We start from the raw sequence: 21,205 nt of genomic DNA, 5'->3' as shown, positions 1-21,205 counted from the left end.
TATATGTCTTAGTGTTTTAGGTGCGCAGCTTCCTCGGCAGTCGGTTCGGTGGATTCAATGATGCGGGTTTCTTCCTGGTGGTTTCGAGCTGCCATGCGCCCCCGCAGGGTCAGCAACAAACCAATGGAGATGATCATCAAGACGCCGAAAGCAATATAGGGAATAGCCGGGAAGTAGATTTCACCGAGCAGCGGTGCCAGGTAGGCAGCGGCTGCGCCGCCGAGCCAACGCAGGAAGTTATAGCCTGCGGAGGCAACAGATTGCGGGTGATCAGAGACACTCATGGCGAGGTCCGTGAACAAGGTATTGCACACACCCATCACAGCACCCGCGGCGATCACGCAGATCACTAGCCCGGTGCGGCGGGCATCGCTGACGTGGCCATGGCCGGCGATTAGCCCAATGGCGATCATGACGATCATCATGCCCACCAGCGAGGCGCTGGCAGAAGCAATAATGCCGAAGCGGTTGTGCAGGCGCGGGGCGATCATTGTGGAGGTAATCGCCAAGGCGGTACCCCAGCCGAAGAAGACGAGGCCAATACCTAGGTGCCCCATCCCAAGGATGAAGGGGGTGTAGGCCATGATGGCGAAGAAGGCACAGTAGTAGAAGAGCGCGGCAATACCGACGCTGCTTAATCCGCGATCGCCTAAGGCTTTAATCGGGGCGGTGACTTTAATCGGAGTGGCTGGACGGGGGATCTCAGGTAGAAGAACAACCAGGGCAATGAAGGCGCAGGCCATAAGTGCGGCGGTGGCGTAGAAGGGTGCGCGCCAGTGGATGGCACCGGTGAAAGCACCGAGCAGCGGGCCGGTGGCCATGCCGATGCCAATACCCATTTCGTAGAGAACGATTGCTTGGGAGCGTCCGGCAGTAGCTACCGCGACGATCACGGCCAAGGCGGTGGCGGCGAAAAGTGCGTTGCCGAAGCCCCATCCGGCGCGGTATCCCACGAGTTGTGCAACGGTGCCGGAGGTACCCGAAAGTGAGGCGAAAACCACAATTACAGCCAAGCCGACTAGGAGAGTCTGCTTTCCGCCAATACGGGAGTTAATCGCACCAGTAACCAGCATCATGCATGCTGTGACGATCAGGTAACTGGTAAATAGCAGTGAAGTTTGTGATTCAGTTGCATGCAGGTTCTTGGCAATAGAAGGAAGAATCGGGTCAACGAGTCCGATGCCCATAAACGCGAAAATGGAGGCAACGGTGACAGCCCAAACGCCTTTGGGTTGCTTCTTTTTATGCGCAGGTTCCGCGATCTGCTGCGCGAGCTGCTCGGTGGCCTGTGTCATGGGAGTTCCTAATGGTCCTTTCTGGCCTGTGGCAGGTCGTTCAATACTTAAGCGTGATTATGCAAAATTTGGGCGTAGTGAAACCCCCTCCATGCCTGGCCAGACACGTGAAAGGGTTAAAAAATCACGCCCCTGGCAAATGTGCCGAGGGGAGTGAGTGCTGCGCTAGAAAGCGCTAGTAATTATCGGGCGCCGCTGGAGGAACCATTTCCGGCGGGGTCCACTCCGCGATACATGCGCTGAACACGCGATTCAATAAAGGCAATGCCTCGCGGAGTTTGTGCAACTCTTCGTCATTAAGGTCCTGAAGGTATTCCTTCAAGGCGGAATTGCGTCGTTGGGCTTCAATCAATCGCGACTCATGCCCCTTGGGGGTCACCTCGACGAGCACGCCGCGGCGATCCTGGGGATCAGTGCGGCGCATAACTAGCCCGTCTGCTTCTAAGCGATTGACGAGTTGACTGGCGGCCGCTTGGGTGAACCCATTAATCCGGGCTATCCAACTCACCGAGAGCGGGCGGTTCGCCAGGGTGTTCAGGGTTGCGAGATTACGGGTCGTCAACAGGGAATCCCCATGATCCAAAAGGCGCATCACATAGGAGCCCTGACGCAGTACAGACCGAAGCTCACTGCTGACAATAGGTAAATCTTTATTCTCTGACACAATGCACCACATTACTGCTTAAGAGTCTTAACTTAAAAGTCCACCCTACCCCCACATGTGTGTACTCCTCTGGCCTACTAGGTGAAGCTGGTACTACCAGATGCCTTGCTAGCCTCCGTTTCCCCAACGGTATAAAGGACGCTAGACTGCCTACACATGCGCCCTGAACTCTCCGAGTACAACCACCTTTCCGCAGGTAAGGTGCGCGAAATCTACGAAATCGACGAAGACACCCTCCTGATGGTGGCTTCTGATCGCATCTCTGCTTTCGACTATGTCCTAGACACCGAGATCCCCGATAAGGGTCGAGTGCTCACCGCGATGAGCGCTTTCTTCTTCGACGCCTTGGACTTCCCTAACCACCTTGCTGGCCCGCTGGATGATCCTCGTATCCCCGAGGAGATCTTGGGCCGTGCCATGATGTGCCGTCGTTTGAAGATGGTGCCTTTTGAGTGTGTTGCCCGTGGTTACCTCACCGGATCAGCTCTGGCTGAATATAAGGAAACCGGAACGGTCTGCGGGATTGAGCTTCCCGAAGGCCTTACTGAGGCTTCTCGCCTGCCAGAACCCATCTTCACCCCGGCCACTAAGGCAGAGCAGGGTGATCATGATGAGAATGTCAGCTTCGAGTACATGGTGGATAAGCTCGGCGAAGCCCGGGCTGAGGAACTACGCGAAGCAACCTTGAAGGTTTATTCTCAAGCCGCCGCCATGGCTGAGGAGAAGGGCCTGATCTTGGCTGATACCAAACTGGAGTTCGGTATCGACGCTGAAGGTGAGCTGGTACTCGCCGATGAGGTATTGACCCCGGATTCTTCTCGCTATTGGCCTGCCGAAGGCTATGAGGAAGGCAAGGTGCAGCCCAGCTTCGACAAGCAATATGTTCGCAACTGGCTGACCAGCCCCAAGTCTGGTTGGGATCGCGAATCCTATACCGCTCCCCCAGCCCTACCCGGCTCCGTGGTGGAAGCTACTCGCGAGCGCTATATCGAGGCCTATGAGCGGCTCTCCGATAAGAAGTTCGGGGATTGGATTGGCTGCTGCGTCTAGCAGCCGCTGATCGCCTCACACACCCACACAGAGCAAATAAAAAATCCCACAAAATTCCCACGAGTTTTCATCGCGCCCGGCCGTGCAGGTTTCTTAGCTTGCACGGCCTTTCGCGTTTCTAGGGCACCCGCGCAACCCTCTCCAAGCAACCTTCCTCACGCATCCCACCCACGCAACTCGCTCCGGCAACCCGCACCCACACCCCGCCAAAAATTTTTCCCGAGCACTCTATGCCGCACCCAACAATCTGATATTATTTTGATGTCACATTAATTCGCTGCATGGTTAGCAAGCTGAATAGCTGCCAAGCTACTTAGCCGAGCCACATGACCTCCGAGCCGCAAAGCACAGCTATCCAGCCGCAAGCTCCAGCTGCCCAGCCGCCTTAACCACATAACCGCCGTATAGGAGCCTCTAATGAGCCTCGATCCACAAAACCCACCCACCGCTGATGGCGATAGCCTCCCACCAAGCCCCATCCCCAAAGAAGAACCTGTCGGTCACGACGGCACCCGTGTCCTCATCTCCGAAAAAGGCCCCATCTGGAGCGTCAGCGGCGCCCTCGCCGGCCTGGCATTACTGCTCCTCCTGGTGATCTTTGGGCTTAGCATCTGGGGCTTCGTTTATGCCGCGAACCTCCTCGACGCCGGCCAGGGAACCACCAGCACTGGGTTCATCATGGCTGCCAGCATCATCGCCTTTGTGCTCAGCATCTTGTTGATGCTCACCATGGTCAAGGTGCAATCCCCCGGCCATGTGCGCGTGCTCAACTTCTTCGGTAACTACGTCGGCACCCTGCGCACGGTCGGCATTTCCCTGGTGCCGCCGCTTACCTCCGCAAAGAAAGTCTCGGTTAAAGCCCGCAACTTCGAAACCACCGAAACCAAGGTCAATGACTACAACGGCAACCCCGTGGTCATCGCCGCCATCGTGGTGTGGCAGGTCGCCGATAGCGCCAAAGCAGTCTTCGCGGTAGAAGACTATGACGAGTTCATCCACTCTCAAGCCGAATCCGCATTGCGGCACGTCGCCACCCAGCACCCTTATGACTCCCCGGTCGATGGCCGCTCCTCCCTGCGCGGCTCCACCGATGAGGTCTCCGCAGAGCTTGCCAATGAGGTCGCCGCACGCGTCGCAGTGGCTGGCCTCGAGATCATCGAGGCACGCATCTCCAGCCTCTCCTACGCCCCGGAAATCGCACAGGCCATGCTGCAGCGCCAACAGGCCGCCGCCATTGTGGATGCCCGCGAAACCATCGTCGATGGTGCAGTCAGCATGGTGCAATCCGCCCTCGATTCCCTCGAGCAGCGCGATATCGTCGAGCTTGATCCCGAGCGCCGCGCCGCCATGGTCTCTAACCTCTTGGTGGTGCTGTGTTCTGACTCCAATACGCAGCCTGTGATCAACACCGGTGGTCTCTACACCTAAGGTTGACAGGCAATGGCGCGCAAAGTTATTTCCCTTCGCTTAGACCCAGCGGTGCACGATGCCCTCGCCCGCTGGGCAGCTGATGACCTTCGCAGCGTCAACGCCCAAATCGAAGTGCTGCTTCGCGATTCCCTCCGCAAAGCCGGGCGCCTGCCCAAAAACGTTGGCGAGATCCCGCAGCGCGGGCGCCCACCCAAGCAAGAGGGAAACTAACGTCCGCAGCTTCCAGGCTTCAGGCAGTGCTTTCCCCGAGATCGGCAAACCCGCGCCCGCAGGAAAATTCTTCCGCTAGGGCGCGGGTTAAGCTATGCCGCACCAAGATTGCTCATCCGGCGCGAATCGGAAAACTTCAGAACCTTCTTCTTTAAAGAATGTCCCCTGGCTTGTAGGCAGCCGCCCCAGGGATTGCTTGAGCCAGGTCGTTTACACGTGCAAGCACGCGATCAACCTGAGATTCAGCAGAACCAATGAATGCGTGGCGATCCCGCAGTGCCTCATTGAGTTCCGCCTCCCCCATCGGCAGGCGATCATCTGCGGCAAGGCGCTGGACAAGGTCCTGCTCGGCACCTTTTTCGCGCATATCCAACGCCACTGCAACGGCGTTTTCCTTAATGACTTCATGCGCGGTTTCACGCCCAACCCCGGCGCGCACCGCAGCCATCAGGATGCGGGTGGTGGCCAAGAAAGGTAGGTAGCGTTCTAGTTCGCGTTCAATCATGGCGGGGAAGGCACCGAATTCTTCCAACACGGTGAGGAAGGTTTCAAACATGCCGTCAATGCAGAAGAAGGCATCCGGTAGTGCCACGCGGCGCACCACGGAGCAGAACACATCGCCTTCATTCCACTGCTGGCCTGCCAGGTCAGCCACCATGGTGAGGTAGCCGCGCAGAATGATCTGCATGCCGCCAACGCGTTCGCAGGAACGCGCGTTCATCTTATGCGGCATAGCGGAGCTACCGACTTGGCCTTCCTTGAAGCCTTCGGTAACCGTTTCGGTGCCGGCCATCAGCCGGATGGTCGTAGCTAGCGAGCTGGGGCCGCTGCCGAGCTGCACGAGTGCAGATAGTGCATCGAAGTCCAAGGAGCGGGGATAGACTTGACCAACCGAGTCGAAGACGCGGCTAAAGCCGAGGTGTTCAGCGATACGGGATTCTAGGCTGGCAAGTTTGGCTTCATCCCCACCCATGAGGTCCAACATGTCTTGGGCGGTACCCATGGGGCCTTTAATGCCGCGCAGTGGGTAGCGGGCGCAGAGGTTCTCCAGGCGTTCAACAGCCACCAGCATTTCATCAGCGGCGGTGGCAAAACGCTTACCTAAGGTGGTGGCTTGGGCGGCCACGTTGTGGGAGCGTCCGGCCATCACCAGGCTGCGATAAGCATCGGCGCGTTCAGCAATGCGGGCAAGTACTGCAACAGCCTTGAAGTGGATCAGCTCGAGCGAGCGGTAGATCTGCAGCTGCTCAACATTTTCGGTGAGGTCACGCGAGGTCATGCCCTTGTGGATATGTTCATGGCCAGCAAGGGCATTGAACTCTTCAATGCGGGCTTTGACATCGTGTCGGGTGATGCGTTCGCGATCTGCAATGGAGGCGAGATCTACCTGGCCAATGACTTTTTCATAGGCTGTGATCGCTTCGGCGGGGATATCGACTCCCAGGTCACGCTGGGCTTTCATCACCGCGATCCAGAGTTGGCGCTCCAGCACGATCTTGTGTTCTGGACTCCACAGGTTGGATAGTTCTGCGGAGGCATAGCGCGAGGACAGGACATTAGCGATCATTTTCTTTTCAGCCACGCCTGCCATTATCGCACCTCATCGGGAATGCTGATGCGGCCTTCGCAGGCGGCGAGTCCAATATCGCTGCGGTAGAAGCCACCTTCCATCTCAATGTCGGCGATGCGGGCATAGGCGTTCTCGCGGGCCTCATGAAGGTCCTTGCCGGTACCGATCACATTGAGCACACGACCACCGGTGGAGATGATTTTCCCATCAACTTCTTCGGTTCCGGCATGGAGGATCTCGGGCCCTTCGACACCACGAATTTCTTCCCCAATCGCGGGATTAGTGGGATAACCAGCGGCAGCGAGCACCACGGTGATAGCCGCACCATCGTGCCAACGCAAAGCCTCGATCTCGGACAAAGCTCCGGTGGCAACGGAATATAAAACTCCAGCCAAGGGGGTTTCCAATAATGCCAGGACAGCCTGGGTTTCTGGGTCCCCGAAGCGACAATTGAATTCCACCACCGCGGGACCTTCCGGGCCCCAGGCGATGCCCGCGTAGAGCAGGCCCGAATAGGGGCAGCCGCGGGCTTTCATTTCTTTGGCGACCGGGAGGCAGACTTCGTCGACGATGCGTTGGACGCCGTCGGCGGGAAGCCAGGGCAGCGGGGTGTAGGCGCCCATGCCGCCGGTGTTGGGGCCTTCGTCATTGTCATAGGCGCGTTTGTGGTCCTGGGCGGGCAGAAGGGGGACGACGGTTTCACCATCGACGAGGCAGAAGAGGGAGACTTCGGGACCTTCAAGGAAGCTTTCAAAAAGCACCGGGTTGCCGGCGGCGATGACGGCTTCGGCGTGGGCATGAGCGACCTCCCGATCGGGGGTAACCACCACGCCTTTGCCGCCGGCGAGGCCATCGTCTTTGACGACCCAGGTGGGGCCGAAACGATCGAGGGCAGCATCAATATCGACAACGTTGGTGACCGTTTGCGCTTCTGCGGTGCGCACGCCGGCAGCCTTCATGACATCCTTGGCGAAGGCTTTGGAACCTTCGATGCGGGCGGCCTCGGCGCTGGGGCCGAAGACGGCGAAACCGGCGTCGCGAAGCTGATCGGCAAGGCCTGCGACCAGGGGTTGTTCGGGGCCGACGACCACGAGGTCTGGGTTGTGTTCGCGGGCGATCTCTAGGGGGTCGCCAGCAAGGCGGGTGGCTTTGGGGGTGTCTGTGGCGCCAGCGTTGCCGGGGCTAAAGAGGATCTCGGTGACGGTGGGGTCAGCTGCCAGGGCGCGGAGCAGGGCGTGTTCGCGCGCGCCGGAGCCAATGAGAAGGATGCGCATGGGGCTGAGCATAGCTAAGCGGGGACACCTGATGTGGGGAAAAGGAGCTTCGGGCAGCGCCGAAAGGGGTACGCTGAAGCCCATGAGTAGTGTGTTCACCAAGATCATCAACGGCGAACTACCCGGTCGATTCGTGTATCGCGATGAGACTGTTGTGGCCTTCTTAACTATTGAGCCGCTTCGCTATGGGCATGTCCTGGTTGTTCCGGTCGAGGAAGTAGATCGGTGGACGGATATCTCGCCCCGCGCGTGGACTCAGATTAATGAAGTGGCCCAGAATGTTGGTCGCGCCGTCATTGAAGCCTTTGATGCCCCACGGGCGGGCTATATTATTGCCGGATTTGAAGTTCCGCATACCCACATTCATGTGTTCCCATCCCATGGCTTGGAGGACTATAACTTCGCCAATGTCATGAAGATGGATGAGACGGATCCAGAGAAAATGGATGAAGCTGCTGCCAAGATTCGTAAAATCTTGGACACCGATGAAAAGGGATACCCACACTGAGTCTCGCAACGCGTATCTTCCCACCGCGCGGGGAGCTCCCGGATTTAAGTGAACCACCGCTATCTGCGGATACCCCGGTGATATTTCTGCATGGCATGGTAGCCTCGCCTGGTAACTTCTTGGCACCCATTGAGGCGCTTTTAGCTCGTGGAGTGCCGGTGCGAGCACCGGCATATGGTCACCGCGGCACCGCCGGGATTGAAGAATGCCTGGATGAATTAATCGGCCCACTGTCGGTGATTGTTCAACAATGCGGGCAGATCGACATTGTTGGGCACTCCCTAGGTGGGTTATTGGGCTTGAAGCTGGCGCACCGCTTAGGTGATGGGGCGGTACGAACCTTGGTGGGTTTGGGTACGCCCTGGCGTGGCATCCCAGAACCAGCTGGGGTGCCACGGGCGGCCGCAAAGATGATGCATAAGCCCTTGGGGTGGACGGTGGGACGCTCCATGGTGGATCTGATGTGCCAGGAGCTGCGTGCCCTACCGCCGATCCCGGAAGGGTTGAAGGTGGTGGCGGTGGTCTCACCTGGGGATACGGTGGTGCCGCCGGTTTCGGCGGACCCAACTCTGGCTAGCCGTGACCAGATTGAGGGCTATGAGCCCCCAGCGGAGCCAATTATCCATGTGGAAGGCCATGAGATGCGGCAGGTGCCAGAAGACTTAAGCCCTAAGGATTGCCGTGGTGTACAGGTGGCGTATTTGGATCAGCCGGTGCCGCATGCCCAGTTGCCGACCCAAGCCGGGGCGATTTTAACGGCGTTGGGGCGCTAAAGGGCTGTTTAGTGGCTAGTGGCTGAGGCGCCTCGGGGCGTTTGGTGTGCTTAGCAGGTTGGCTATGCCTTCGTGGGCTATGCCTTCGGGGCTATGCCTTCGGGGGCGTGGCAGGTGCGTGTGGCAGCTGGATATGGAAGGTGGAGCCCTCCCCTTCCTCAGATTCCACGCTGATGCTGCCACCGTGTTGTTCCACCAAGGTGCGGGTAATGGCCAGGCCTAAACCAGAACCACCGGATGCCCGAGAACGCGAACTATCGGCGCGGTAGAAGCGCTCGAAAATATGCGCTGCCACCTCTTCAGACATGCCACGGCCATTATCTTGAACATCAATGGCGACCTGCTCTTCTTCATCGCGGATAAGAATCTGCACCTCAGCGTCCGGGCCGCCATGGACCAAAGCATTACTGACCAAGTTCAGGAGTAAACGATGCAGTCGAGAGGCATCACCACGGACAATGGGGACCCCTGAGGTTTCGGCGTTGACCTTAATGCTTCGGCCCGGGTAAGCGGCCTTCGCCGAGGTCACTACTGCTAGGGCGACTTCGAGGATATCCACATCTCGCAGATCCACTTCATTACCTTCCGCACGCGTAAGGGCGAGAAGGTCTTCCACGAGCACCGACATGCGGGTGGATTCTTCTTGGACTTTTTCTAAGACCCAGTTGGCGTCTTGGGTAGCACCGGATTGATAGAGCTCGGTATAGCCACGAATAGAGGTCAGCGGGGTGCGCAGCTCATGGGAGGCATCACCTACGAAGCGCCGCATCTGGGCTTCTTTATTGGTGGCTTCTTCAATGGAGCGTTGGAGTTGTTCCAACATGATATTAAGTGCCTGGGAGAGGCTGCCGACCTCAGTATTGGCAGGCCACTCCGGGACACGTTGACCGACCTCACCGCCGGCGATCCGCGCGGCGGTTTTTTCTACCGTACGCAGGGGTTTGAGTGCTCTGCGGATAGCAAGGTAAGCAACCACCGCAAGCACCACAAGCACCAGCATGCCGATAATAAGTTGGACGACATTGAGGCGTGCAAGCAGCAGAGATTCACCCCCGAGGGAGCGGCCGACAATAGTAAGAATGCTTTGGCCGTGAGTATCGGTATTTTCTCGAACTAAGATGCGCCACTGTGGGGCACCGGAAAGGGGTTCATCCTGAGAGTTGAGACTCCCCACGGTTTGAGGAACACCACCGCTTAAGTTGACGCTAAGATCGGGGCGCAAGGTGGTGTCATTAAAGACAATGGAGCTACCGTCTGGAAAGATCGTAGCCACGTAATAATTCGAAGGTGGTCGTGGATTTGTGCCAGTGGTGAGTGCTTCTACATCTCGGGCCCACCCATTGGCTGCGCTGTAGAGATCCTCATCGACCCGGGAATATATGACCTCCGCCATAATCGACGACACAGCCATGGCACTGCCCGCTAGCCCGGCACCTGAGATGGCGACAATGAGGATCACCAACCAGGTTCGCAGGGTAAGGTAGCGACGCATGCGCCTAATGCCTCGGGGTGCGTAAGACATAGCCCACTCCGCGGACGGTGTGGATTAGTGGAGGTTCTTGGGTGTCGACCTTGCGGCGCAGGTAAGAGATATAGGATTCCACCACATTGCCATCACCACCGAAGTCATAGTGCCACACATTATCGAGGATCTTGGCTTTGCTGAGCACTACTTCGGCGTTGAGCATGAGGTAGCGCAGTAGGTTGAATTCGGTGGGGGAAAGTTCCACGATCTGGCCGGCTTTGGTGACCTCATGGGTTTCATCATTCAAGGTGAGGTCAGCGTAGGTGATGGTGGCGTCGTGGGGATCATGGTCAGCGATTTTTCCGCGCCGCAGGATCACTCGGAGGCGGGTGATCACTTCTTCCAAGGAGAAGGGTTTGGTGACATAGTCATCCGCGCCAATGGTCAGCCCATGGATGCGATGTTCGACGGCATCCTTAGCAGTGAGGAAAAGCACCGGGGCGTCGATGCCTTCATTTCGTAGTTTGGTGAGCACCTCGAAGCCGTCCATCCCGGGCATCATGACATCCAGGATGAGGGCATCGGGGTCGCATTCGCGGGCTAAGCGTAGGGCTTCGGTGCCGGTGCTGGCGGTGAATACCTCGAAGCCCTGGAATTTCAGGCTGACGGTGAGTAGTTCGACGATATTAGGTTCATCATCGACGACCAGGACTCTCGTAGGTTTTTTCTCCATATCCACACTCATACCGCCTATTGAAGCTCAATGCACATCGAAGCTCCTGCATACTGGCTGAGTAAAAGCTGTGAATGCAGGAGCTTCGATTTTTAAAGCTGCAGCGCGGCCGCGGAGCATTGTGCCTAGGCGTTGTGCCCTAGGGCTTGGTGCCTTATGGCTTCGGTGCCTACGGCTTCGATGCCTACGGCTTCGGAATATTGCGCAGGTTCGCTTTCGCCATATTCACCATTTGACCGACACCGCCACCGAACACCGTGCGGGTAGCTGCCTTGGAGAAACCAAGCAGCATATCCCAGGTGATATTCGGCGGGATGGACAACGCATTGGGGTCGGTGACAATATCCACCAACACCGGGCCGTCATAGGCTAACGCCTTGGCGATGGTCTTTTCTAGCTTGTGCGGGTCTTCCACGCGGAAGGATTTAATGCCGGCACCTTCAGCGATCTTGGCGTAGTTGACCTGATCGTGGTCAGTTTCGAACTCGGGGAGACCTTGGACCAGCATTTCCAGCTTCACCATGCCCAGGGAGCTGTTGTTGAAGGTGAACATCTTGATCGGCAGGTTGTGCAGCTTCACGGTCAACAGTTCACCCATGAGCATGCCCAGGCCACCATCACCATTAAAGGAGATCACCTGGCGGCCGGGGTGGCTGGCCTGTGCACCGATGGCATGCGGAAGAGCATTAGCCATGGTGCCGTGGCGGAAGGAACCGATTTGTTCGCGCTTGCCATTCGGGGTGATATAACGAGCACCCCAGACATTGCACATGCCGGTATCCACGGTGAAGATGGCGTCATCATCGGCGAGCTTGTCGATCAGATCGGCCGCGTACTCCGGGTGGATGGGGGTATAGTCCTCAACCTTGTGGGTATAGGCCTCAATAACGTCGGTGAGCTTCTTGTGGTGTTCCTTGAGCATCTTGTCGAGGAAGCGGCGGCTCTTCTTTTCCTCCACGTGCGGGAGGATATTTTCAATCACGGCAGCGACATCGCCGACCACGGGGTATTTAATCTTGGTGCGGCGTCCAATGTGGGAGCCATCAATGTCGATTTGAGCGACATTTTCCTTCGGCAGGAAGTCGTTATAGGGGAAGTCCGTGCCCACCAGGATCAATAGGTCTGCGTCATTGGAGGCATCATGGCAGGCGCCGTAGCCGAGCAGCCCGGACATACCCACGTCGAAGGGGTTGTCGTATTGGATGTACATTTTCCCGCCAAGGGCGTGGCCGATGGGGGATTTAATCTTTTCCGCTAATTGAAGGACCTGCTTGCGGGCGTGCTTGGCACCAGCACCGCAGAACAGGGTGACGGTTTCTGCTTCATTGATGGCCTTCACCAACGCAGCAGCTTCAGCCGGATCCGGGAAGACCACCGGGCGGCCAGTGGCGATGGTGGATTCGGTGAAGGTGGTGTCTTCCACATCGCCGGTGGCAATATCACCGGGGACTACCAGCACGGAGACACCCTTGCCGGCCATGGTGGATTGGATGGCGTGGTGCAAAATAACTGCGCCTTGTTCGGCGGAGTTGGCCATCTCGCAATACCCAGAGCATTCCTTGAAGAGTTGTTCCGGATGCGTTTCCTGGAAGAAGTGCGAACCAATTTGGCGGGAAGGAATGTGGCTGGCGATGGCCAACACCTTGGCGCCATTGCGGTTGGCATCATAAAGGCCTTGGATCAGGTGCGTGTTTCCCGGGCCGCAGGAACCAGCGCACACAGCAAGGCCGCCGGTGAGTTCAGATTCGGCACCGGCGGCAAAGGCTGCGGCTTCTTCATTGCGGACGTGGATCCATTCGATGCTGGAGTCGCGGACTGCATCGGAAATGGGGTTCAGGCTATCGCCAACCAGACCATAAATGCGTTTCACGCCTTGGGCTTCGAGCATTTCGACGAGCTGCTGGGCATAACTTTGGGCCATAGAGTACGGGTCTCCTTAAGACTTTCGGAATTATTAATATGTTTCCCTTCGTCCCATTGTGCGCCCGGCTTTAGCCCAAGGTCTAGGGAGTTTTCCTGTGAGTTTTCCCGCATCCACCCCCAATGGTGCGCCAAGAGACTTTCTTGGCGCTTCCCGCAGGTAACAGCAGCTACCAACTAGCCTGCAGGGCCTAGGGTTTGGGGATATTGCGTAGATTTGCTCGCGCTAGATCCACCATGCGCCCTACGCCACCGCCGAATACGGTGCGTGCAGCGGCTTTAGAGAACCCCGCCAGCATCTCCCAGGTGATATTCGGTGGGATGGATAGTGCATTAGGGTCGGTGACAATATCCACCAGCACCGGCCCACGATAGGCCAAGGCCTCAGCAATCACGCCTTCTAGTTCTGTGGGGTCTTCTACCCGGATGGCTTTAATTCCAGCGCCTTCTGCGATCTTCGCGAAGTTGACTTGTTCATGGTCGGTTTGGAATTCCGGGAGGCCTTGGACCAGCATCTCTAGCTTCACCATGCCCAGTGAGCCGTTATTGAATACAAACATCTTGATCGGCAGCTTGTGCAGCTTTACCGTCAATAGTTCACCCATGAGCATGGCTAAACCGCCATCACCATTAAAGGAAATGACTTGGCGGCCAGGGCTACTGGCCTGAGCCCCAATGGCATGGGGCAACCCATTGGCCATGGTGCCGTGTCGGAAGCTGCCGAGTTGTTCGCGTTTGCCATTGGCGGTGATGTAGCGGGCCGCCCACACATTGGACATGCCGGTATCAATGGCGAAGATGGCATCATCATCGGCGAGTTTGTCGATCAGGTCCGCCGCATATTCCGGGTGGATGGGCACATGGGTTTCCACATTCGAGGTATAGGCCTCGATCACGGCATTGAGTTTCTTTAGATGTGTTTTCAACATGCGATCTAAGAAACGGCGGTCTTTCTTTTCCTCCACATGCGGGAGGATATTGTCTAGCACTGCCCCCACATCGCCTACCACGGGGTAGCTAATGCAGGTACGTCTGCCGATTTGGTTGGCATCAATATCTACTTGGGCAACATTGTCCTTCGGCAGGAATTCGGTATAGGGAAAATCCGTGCCCAATAAAATCAGCAAGTCTGCTTCGCTTATCGCATCAAAGCATCCGCCATAACCTAAAAGCCCAGACATACCCACGTCATAGGGGTTGTCGTATTGGAAATACATCTTCCCACCCAAGGCATGCCCAATCGGGGCTTTAATCTTTTCCGCCAACTCCATGACTTGTTCACGGGCATCCTTCGCCCCGCTGCCCACAAAAAGCGTCACCTTGTCAGCTTCATTAATGGCGTTGACCAAAGCCGCAGCTTCCGTTGGGTCCGGGTACACCGTGGGCTTACCTTTAGCGATCACTGACCTTAAGAACGTGGTGTCTTGCACTTCCCCGGGGAAAATATCCCCGGGCACTACCAGCACGGAGACTCCCCTGCCGGCGAAGGTGGATTGCAGTGCGTGGTGCAAGATGGTTGCGCCTTGTTGGGGCGAGTTGACCATCTCGCAGTAGCCGGAGCATTCCTGCAAGAGTTGTTCCGGGTGGGTTTCTTGGAAGAAATAACTTCCAATCTGGCGGGAAGCAATGTGGCTGGCGATGGCCAACACTTTTGCGCCATTGCGGTGCGCATCAAAAAGGCCTTGGATCAGGTGGGTATTACCGGGCCCACAGGATGCTGCACAGACTGCCAGCCCGCCGGTGATTAAGGATTCAGCGCCAGCAGCAAAAGCGGCGGCTTCTTCATTGCGGACGTGGACCCATTCAATACTGGAGTCCCGGACCGCATCGGATACGGGGTTCAGACTGTCACCGACGATTCCATAGATGCGTTTTACGCCGTGGGCTTCGAGGGTTTCGACGAGGTGTTGGGCAAGTGTTTTAGCCATGTCGGCCAACTCCTTCAGCATGGGAAGAACAGGATGTTTTCCTGTCCGTTCAAGGTGCCTCTAAGGGGTGTGACGCACCCGAACATAAAGTGTGCTTTGAGTCACTATTATGCCGGTAGTGTGCGGGAAATACCAGGACAATTATTTGTAACTGTAACGACTGGTCGGTACAGTTTGCTTTACTATGCACGTCCCCACCCAAAACGTTGACTCCAGCCCGCGTCAGCGCTGGATTTTCCTCATGGTTGTCTCCATGGGGCTCTTTCTTATTGCCTTAGATAACTCCATCCTCTTCACCGCCCTACCGGTGCTGCGTGAACAACTCCACGCCAGCGAACTCGGCGGACTCTGGGTCATTAACATCTACCCGCTCATGATGGTCGGCTTGCTCTTAGGCACCGGCACTCTCGGCGACAAGATCGGCCACCGCCTGCTCTTTCTCATCGGGCTAGTCATCTTCGGGCTCACCTCCTTAATGGCGGCATTCTCGCCTACTATTTGGTGGCTGGTAGCTGCCCGCGCAGCCCTAGGCTTTGGTGCTGCCTCCATGCTGCCGGCCACCCTTGCACTCATCCGGATCACCTTTATCCATGAACGCGAATTCGCTACCGCCATTGGTATCTGGGGTGCGGTGGCCCTGGTGGGTGCCTCCGCCGGGCCGATTGTGGGCGGCATTTTGCTGCACTACTTCTGGTGGGGATCGGTCTTCCTCATTAATGTGCCGATCGTCATTATCGCGATTATTGCCACCATCGTTTTGGCACCGCCGAATATGCCGCACCCAGAAAAACACTGGGATGCCCTATCTAGCTTCTATGCGCTGATCGCCTTGGGTTCCTTGGTGATGATCATTAAGGAAATCGCCGCCCCAGAGCACCACTGGTGGGTTCTCTACCTCACCATTCCTGGCGCACTAATCGGCTCCTATCTCTTTAGTCGCCGCCAAAAGATCCTGTCAGAGCCGCTTCTAAGCTTCGATATTTTCGGCAATCGTTTCTTCACCGGCGGTGTCATTGCCGCAGCCCTATCCATGATGGGTGTTTCCGGCGTGGAGCTACTAACCACCCAACGCTTCCAACTGGTGGCCGAATACACCCCGCTGCAAGCTGGTGTATTGATGAGTGCCTTTGCGCTGATGGCGCTACCGGCATCGATCGCTGGTGGCATGTGGCTGCACCGCTTTGGTTTCCTCGCCATCATCGGAGGTGGATTCCTCATCAGTGGCACCGGTGTTGGTGTGGCCGTATGGGGTGCCATCCATGATCATCTTGGGCTTTTCATCATTGCCTTGGCGATCTCCGGGATCGGTGCTGGCCTGGTGTGGTCGGTAGCGTCTACGGCAATTATTTCTGCCGCGCCTGCGCATCGCACCGGCATGGCCGCTGCGGTAGAGAATGTTTCCTATGAGTTCGGCACACTTATTGCGGTTGCTGTTGCCGGTAGTCTCCAAACCTTCTTCTACGCCCGCGCTGTGCCTGCTGGGGTGCCGCTAGAACCCACCCGCGGTACCTTGCACCCAAATCCCGCCATCCGTGCACTAGCGGACGAGGCCTTCGATGAAGGCTATTTGAAGGTCTTGTTGGTGGTCTGTCTGTTTGCGGTCATGGGTGTTATCACCGCGCTGATCTGTTTCCGCGGCAACCCCAAGACCATTGCGGATATTCTGCACGCCAGCACCACCAAGAAGAGCCCCCGCGCCGCCATCACGGCCCTGCACAGCCCGAGCATGACTGCAGACACCGCGGACACAACAGACACCGCCCCAACCGCACAAACCCAAACCACCACCCCAACCAACAACACCAACCCCTTCCCTTCCCCTCATGCGCCCGAGTAAAAAGACCGACATCCTCGAAGCCGCCATCCACATCATCGGCGAAAAAGGCGGACTCGATGCCCTCACCTTCGACTCCCTCGCCGAAGCCTCTGGCCTATCCAAATCCGGCCTCATCTACCACTTCCCCTCCCGCCAACAACTCATCATCGCCGTGCACCAACACCTCGCCGACTTATGGGAAGAAGAACTCTGCACCATCGCCGGCGCTCCCGCCACGGAACTCACTCCCGAAGCACGGCTGCGCGCCTTCGTCTGCACCATGGCCCATAGCGCCAACCGTGCGGACTTAGTCTGCGCGCTCAATATCGCCCAAGAACCCGAAGCCGCGGAAGCCTGGGAATCAGTGATGCGCCGCTGGGCCCCCAACCCCGCGCAGGTCGAAGATGACCACGCTGCCCGTACCGCCTATCTCGTGCAGCTCCTCGCAGAGGGCCTCTGGCTCCACGACCACGTCAACGCCACCCCCCTTACCCCCGGCCAAAGAGATGCCCTCACCGAAGCAGTTCTTAACCTGATACCCACAGGCAAGCACTAATAAGTTCCCCATCCGTAACCTTCGGTACCGAAGGTTTCTCGGCTGTCCACCGCGCACATCCCCGTGCGTCAGCGTGATACCGCAGCTCTTCGGCGGCTAAAGTTGCCACCATGAACGCCGCCGAAGAGATGGGCAATAAGATCCCGTTCCACACCAGCGCCACCGGCATAGGCAGCGAAGCCTATATCGCTAATCGTTGGGATCCAGAATCCATGCGTACGGATAAAGTCACCGTCGCCGCCTGGGGACTATGGGATTGGGGCTCGGCCGCTTTCAACGCGGTCTTAGTCACCTTCATCTTCTCCGTCTACCTCACCGACTCCGTCGGCAAATCCCTCGGCGAAAGCGCACTCACCCCCACGCAGTGGTACTCACTAGCCATGGCACTATCCGGTGTCGCCATCGCCGGTGTCGCCCCCATCATGGGTCGTCGCACCGATATCCGCGGCACCCGCCGCAAAGCCGTGCGCATCTGGACACTCGTCACCTTCGCGCTCATGGCCTCGCTCTATTTCGTGCGCAACGATGCCCCCATCTGGTTCATCCTCGGTGTCAGCATCATGGCCATCGCCTCTCTGACCTTCCAATTCGCGGAAGTCAACTACTACGCGATGCTCAAACAGGTCTCCACTCCAGATAACGTCGGCAAAGTTTCCGGCTATGGCTGGTCCATGGGCTATTTCGGCGGCATCGTCCTGCTACTCGCCTGCTACGTCGGCTTCGTTAAAACCAATGGCGATGGCACCGCCGGCCTCCTCAAACTCAGCACCGAGCACGGCTTCAATATCCGCATGGTCGCCGTCCTTGCCGCCTGCTGGTTCCTTTTCTTCGGCCTCCCGGTATTCTTCCGCGTCCCCGAAATCCGCCCCTCGGGCGGCAAAACGGACTCCGTCGGCGAAAGCTACCGCAACCTCTTCCGCGACCTCAAAGGCCTCTGGCATAACGACCGCAACTGCATCTTCTTCCTCATCTCTTCTGCCATCTTCCGCGATGGCCTCGCCGGTGTGTTCACCTACGGCGCCATCCTCGCCGTCACGGTCTACGAACTCGACCCCGGCGATGTCCTCATCTTCGGTGTCGTCGCCAACGTCGTCTCCGCCATCGGCGCCGTAGTCGGCGGCTGGCTCGATGACCGCATCGGCCCCAAACCCATCATCTTGGCCTGCCTCCTGCTTATGATCCTCGACGCCGCGGTCCTCTACTTCGTCCACGGCCCGCAAATGTTCTGGATCTTCGGCCTCATCCTCTGTCTCTTCGTCGGCCCCGCGCAATCAGCCTCCCGAACCTTCCTCTCCCGTCTGTCCCCCGACGGCCAAGATGGCCAAATGTTCGGCCTCTACGCCACCACCGGACGCGCCGTCAGCTGGCTCGCCCCACTCGCCTTCGGCATCTTCGCCGGACTCTTCGGCGGCGACCGCGCCGGCATCCTCGGCATCGCACTCATCCTCGCCGCCGGTGCCCTGGCACTGATCCGTGTCCAAGACCCCACCCGCATCAAACCTTAAGTTCCCTTAAGGTCCGCACTCGCCGAGCCTCGCATTAAAGCTTTCCCCGAGCTCGGCGGGCAAGGCCCTCGCATATTCGCTGCGCAGGGCAGGTGACTAAGGTCTGCCGCACGCACTTTGTCTCCAACGCGAGTAGCAAGAAAACAAAGAGCCTTACCAAAACTTGGTGAGGCTCTTAGCGTTTCCACATATGTAAATGCGGATATTTAAGTTTAATCATAATAATATCTTCTATATTCACGTACGCGCACTTTATCCTTGGGTATAAGCAGTGATGCTATTGCGTAGGAAATGAAGAAGAGTACCGCCAGCGGCAAAGCAATGAATAGCAAGAAGTAACGCACGATCGGTTTATCGGTACGACGAGCCAGATACACCGCCAGCGCCATCAACAAAACAACCACAATGAATACCGACACCACAACCACCTCTCCCCATGCCACTACCTGCATGTTCGACCATAGTTTTTAGCAACTAGCTAACACTTTAGCAGCAACTAGAAGAACACTGAACACCAAATAGTCAAGCGATTATTTTCCCGGCCACTGAGAAATGAGACCAGGAATGCGGAGATAGGCAATAAGGGGGAAACCACCGCCAGAAATAGGAAGTCGAGAATGCTCGCATTTGAGAGCAGCTGCACTTCAACGCAGGCCATAAATGAGTTCTTCATAAAGCTAAGCGCACGCGGTTGAGCAGGGGTGCCGACTGGTACTGGGGCTCTTGAGGCGAGTCCATACAGTCGGCGTTGACGTTTAAACCAGTTCGAATGCAGGGGTTGCGAGAGTACCTGAGTGACATAAAAGAAAAACCCCGCTTTCGCGGGGAACACATTCGCAGCCGTGGCCAGCGCGTCCCAGATGGGCGGATCATCCCCACTCACGCGGGGAACACGCCGTGTGCGGAGGGTGGCTGGCGGGATCGTCCGGGATCATCCCCACTCACGCGGGGAACACTGGATGTCTCGATTCTTCGGAGGGGTACCTGCTCGGATCATCCCCACTCACGCGGGGAACACGGTAGTCCTGCACTATGGGTGCATCGGGGTGTGGGGATCATCCCCACTCACGCGGAGAACACGTTTTCCAGGCTGTCGCTGCGGTGATGGCGGACGGGATCATCCCCACTCACGCGGGGAACACCATACTCAATAGTTTCCAGGTCAGTGATGTCGGCGGATCATCCCCACTCACGCGGGGAACACCAAAACCCAGGACCCCGCGGTAGCACTCGCGGCCGGATCATCCCCACTCACGCGGGGAACACATCTACCTGAAAAGTGGCTAAATCGTATTCCGTAGGATCATCCCCACTCACGCGGGGAACACGTCCCAGATGATGTGGCGGCCATCGTCGGCGTTCGGATCATCCCCACTCACGCGGGGAACACGGTTACGCATTTGGGTGCTCGGCATCGAAATGGGGGATCATCCCCACTCACGCGGGGAACACACCCCGGGCGGCTAGAGCCGGTAGTTGCGGACGCGGATCATCCCCACTCACGCGGGGAACACACCCAAACGGCGCGTTGACCTGTGTCAATCGTGGGATCATCCCCACTCACGCGGGGAACACGGCCGTGCCTATCGCCGTACCTGTCAATGAGTACGGATCATCCCCACTCACGCGGGGAACACAATGAACTCACCCATAATCGCATCGAGCGTGTACGGATCATCCCCACCCACGCGGGGAACACTCTTATTAGCGTTTTGCTTGATTATGGCAGCGCAGGATCATCCCCACTCACGCGGGGAACACGGCGATCACTTCGATAACTCCGTCGTGGCGGGCCGGATCATCCCCACTCACGCGGGGAACACTCAGCTGCCGGGGTGCGCGGTGCCCCCGGTTCGCGGATCATCCTCACTCACGCGGGGAACACGCGGACGAAGTCGTCATGTCGAAGCACTCCGAACGGATCATCCCCACTCACGCGGGGAACACTTTGTCGCACGTCCATTCGGTTGCGCTGCCAGTGGGATCATCCCCACTCACGCGGGGAACACCGCTCTGTTCCTCGAGGATGGTGTAGAGCACGTCGGATCATCCCCACTCACGCGGGGAACACTGATCCGACCGTGAAGGTTGATGAGTCGGTGTTCGGATCATCCCCACTCACGCGGGGAACACAACACCAGACCCTAAAGACTACACGCCGCAAGGGGGATCATCCCCACTCACGCGGGGAACACTCATGGAAAAACCGTGGCAAGCAGATGAAATTCGGGATCATCCCCACTCACGCGGGGAACACGGACGGTACGTGGGCGGATACGCGCCTGGGGTTGGGATCATCCCCACTCACGCGGGGAACACCCCTGGCCAAGCGCGTCCCAGGTGGGTTTAATAAGGATCATCCCCACTCACGCGGGGAACACGCAGGCTTCGATGAAATGACCGGGGAACTGCACCGGATCATCCCCACTCACGCGGGGAACACCCGAAGCGCCAACCGACTGCATAGCCCTAAGTTCGGATCATCCCCACTCACGCGGGGAACACCG

At 57.7% G+C, this 21,205-nt stretch carries 17 protein-coding genes and 1 CRISPR repeat array; of the genes, 8 read left to right on the top strand and 9 right to left on the bottom strand.

What is annotated here, in order from left to right; all coding sequences use genetic code 11:
• Positions 1 to 8: 8 nt before the first annotated feature.
• Entirely contained in the window at positions 9 to 1,295 is a 1,287-nt protein-coding gene (locus tag BMZ01_RS08705) for an MFS transporter (RefSeq protein WP_092286510.1), read from the bottom strand.
• Positions 1,296 to 1,470: 175 nt separating this feature from the next.
• Complete coding sequence (locus BMZ01_RS08700) at positions 1,471 to 1,959, bottom strand: MarR family winged helix-turn-helix transcriptional regulator (RefSeq protein ID WP_177180133.1); 489 nt, start codon at positions 1,957 to 1,959, stop codon at positions 1,471 to 1,473.
• A 156-nt stretch (positions 1,960 to 2,115) separates the two neighbouring features.
• On the opposite strand from BMZ01_RS08700, the gene BMZ01_RS08695 reads away from it, so the two are divergent.
• From BMZ01_RS08695 to BMZ01_RS08685, 3 genes are all read left to right on the top strand, one after another.
• Positions 2,116 to 3,009 (top strand): phosphoribosylaminoimidazolesuccinocarboxamide synthase, encoded by an 894-nt coding sequence (locus tag BMZ01_RS08695; RefSeq protein ID WP_092286506.1) that lies wholly within the window; start codon positions 2,116 to 2,118, stop codon positions 3,007 to 3,009.
• Between the two features lie 417 nt (positions 3,010 to 3,426).
• Positions 3,427 to 4,437 carry an SPFH domain-containing protein gene (locus BMZ01_RS08690; RefSeq protein WP_092286504.1) on the top strand — a complete coding sequence of 337 codons (1,011 nt, stop codon included), beginning with the start codon at positions 3,427 to 3,429 and terminating at the stop codon, positions 4,435 to 4,437.
• 12 nt (positions 4,438 to 4,449) lie between these two features.
• Complete coding sequence (locus BMZ01_RS08685; protein ID WP_092286502.1) at positions 4,450 to 4,650, top strand: type II toxin-antitoxin system antitoxin; 201 nt, start codon at positions 4,450 to 4,452, stop codon at positions 4,648 to 4,650.
• Between the two features lie 151 nt (positions 4,651 to 4,801).
• Here BMZ01_RS08685 and purB read toward each other — a convergent pair whose 3' ends face one another.
• Both purB and purD read right to left on the bottom strand, forming a co-directional pair.
• Complete coding sequence (purB, locus tag BMZ01_RS08680; protein ID WP_177180132.1) at positions 4,802 to 6,241, bottom strand: adenylosuccinate lyase; 1,440 nt, start codon at positions 6,239 to 6,241, stop codon at positions 4,802 to 4,804.
• Entirely contained in the window at positions 6,241 to 7,494 is a 1,254-nt protein-coding gene (purD, locus tag BMZ01_RS08675) for a phosphoribosylamine--glycine ligase (protein WP_092286590.1), read from the bottom strand. Before purD ends, purB begins: the two co-directional genes overlap by 1 nt.
• A gap of 82 nt (positions 7,495 to 7,576) precedes the next feature.
• Between purD and BMZ01_RS08670 the strand changes: the two genes are divergently transcribed.
• Entirely contained in the window at positions 7,577 to 8,002 is a 426-nt protein-coding gene (locus BMZ01_RS08670; RefSeq protein ID WP_092286500.1) for an HIT family protein, read from the top strand.
• A 77-nt stretch (positions 8,003 to 8,079) separates the two neighbouring features.
• The gene (locus BMZ01_RS08665) at positions 8,080 to 8,775 is read left to right on the top strand and encodes an esterase/lipase family protein (protein WP_223845928.1); all 696 of its coding nucleotides are present in this window, start codon (positions 8,080 to 8,082) and stop codon (positions 8,773 to 8,775) included.
• A gap of 91 nt (positions 8,776 to 8,866) precedes the next feature.
• On the opposite strand, the gene BMZ01_RS08660 is transcribed toward BMZ01_RS08665, so the two are convergent.
• The 4 genes from BMZ01_RS08660 to BMZ01_RS08645 form a co-directional block, all read right to left on the bottom strand.
• Positions 8,867 to 10,267, bottom strand: a complete 1,401-nt coding sequence (locus BMZ01_RS08660) for a sensor histidine kinase (protein WP_223845927.1) — start codon at positions 10,265 to 10,267, stop codon at positions 8,867 to 8,869.
• A gap of 4 nt (positions 10,268 to 10,271) precedes the next feature.
• Positions 10,272 to 10,973 carry a response regulator transcription factor gene (locus tag BMZ01_RS08655; RefSeq protein ID WP_092286588.1) on the bottom strand — a complete coding sequence of 234 codons (702 nt, stop codon included), beginning with the start codon at positions 10,971 to 10,973 and terminating at the stop codon, positions 10,272 to 10,274.
• Positions 10,974 to 11,157: 184 nt separating this feature from the next.
• Entirely contained in the window at positions 11,158 to 12,894 is a 1,737-nt protein-coding gene (locus tag BMZ01_RS08650; protein WP_092286494.1) for a pyruvate dehydrogenase, read from the bottom strand.
• Positions 12,895 to 13,084: 190 nt separating this feature from the next.
• Positions 13,085 to 14,821, bottom strand: coding sequence for a pyruvate dehydrogenase (locus BMZ01_RS08645; protein ID WP_092286586.1), 1,737 nt, complete (start codon positions 14,819 to 14,821; stop codon positions 13,085 to 13,087).
• Between the two features lie 184 nt (positions 14,822 to 15,005).
• Between BMZ01_RS08645 and BMZ01_RS08640 the strand changes: the two genes are divergently transcribed.
• From BMZ01_RS08640 to BMZ01_RS08630, 3 genes are all read left to right on the top strand, one after another.
• Positions 15,006 to 16,658, top strand: coding sequence for an MFS transporter (locus BMZ01_RS08640; protein ID WP_092286492.1), 1,653 nt, complete (start codon positions 15,006 to 15,008; stop codon positions 16,656 to 16,658).
• Positions 16,645 to 17,193 (top strand): TetR/AcrR family transcriptional regulator, encoded by a 549-nt coding sequence (locus tag BMZ01_RS08635; protein ID WP_092286490.1) that lies wholly within the window; start codon positions 16,645 to 16,647, stop codon positions 17,191 to 17,193. The genes BMZ01_RS08640 and BMZ01_RS08635 overlap by 14 nt, the downstream gene beginning before the upstream one ends.
• Before the next feature lie 212 nt (positions 17,194 to 17,405).
• The gene (locus BMZ01_RS08630) at positions 17,406 to 18,698 is read left to right on the top strand and encodes an MFS transporter (RefSeq protein ID WP_092286584.1); all 1,293 of its coding nucleotides are present in this window, start codon (positions 17,406 to 17,408) and stop codon (positions 18,696 to 18,698) included.
• A 212-nt stretch (positions 18,699 to 18,910) separates the two neighbouring features.
• On the opposite strand, the gene BMZ01_RS08625 is transcribed toward BMZ01_RS08630, so the two are convergent.
• A complete protein-coding gene (locus tag BMZ01_RS08625) occupies positions 18,911 to 19,150 on the bottom strand; it encodes a hypothetical protein (protein ID WP_092286488.1) in 240 nt (79 codons plus the stop codon).
• Positions 19,151 to 19,564: 414 nt separating this feature from the next.
• A CRISPR array of direct repeats spans positions 19,565 to 21,203; the repeat unit is 28 nt; unit sequence GGATCATCCCCACTCACGCGGGGAACAC.
• Positions 21,204 to 21,205: the final 2 nt, after the last annotated feature.

The sequence above is a fragment of the Corynebacterium spheniscorum genome (genome assembly GCF_900113445.1).
GTDB lineage: Bacteria > Actinomycetota > Actinomycetes > Mycobacteriales > Mycobacteriaceae > Corynebacterium > Corynebacterium spheniscorum.
The sequence above is the reverse complement of the archived record's forward strand: the minus strand, read 5'-3'. Positions and strand labels throughout refer to the sequence as shown.